Raw genomic sequence first — 470 nt, 5'->3', positions numbered from 1 at the left:
CCTGCCTACACGTGTATTGTCTTTCGGAGAAATTAAATTTACCTTTTAATATTGGTATTAATACGAAACTTGCTTGAAATAATATAATCCTAAACCAACTTTATTTTCTCTCTATGATAGATCGATCATAGATAGCAACCGGGACTGGCTTAACATGCCCTCCAAAGCACGGAACCATCTTACTTTTCGGACAATCAGGTGGTTCACTCTGCAATGTCCTAATCAGACCGGGAACAAATTCACAAAGTGATAAATATCAACTTTATGAGTGTCCCGCCGAGATCGATCAGCGAGCGCAGTGCAAGAGTGTTTGTTTACAAAGAACACTGCTGCCCATTCCCTAGGTTCATCCCTAGTAGAAATCTTTTAACAAAAAGGAAGGTAAAGGTAAAAATGATAAAAATGCCAATAAAATTACAAGACCTGAGAAGAAAGATATATACCAAAGCGAAAACAGAACCGGAATGGCG

At 38.5% G+C, this 470-nt stretch carries 1 protein-coding gene; it reads left to right on the top strand.

Annotated features, from left to right (window positions below):
• Positions 1–264: 264 nt before the first annotated feature.
• Positions 265–470: hypothetical protein (locus tag ACJ5GX_RS08045; protein ID WP_495292891.1), on the top strand; the 206-nt coding region annotated here is incomplete at its 3' end.

This window comes from Wolbachia endosymbiont of Tuta absoluta (assembly GCF_059414725.1).
This window is presented reverse-complemented; position numbering and strand designations above follow the sequence as displayed.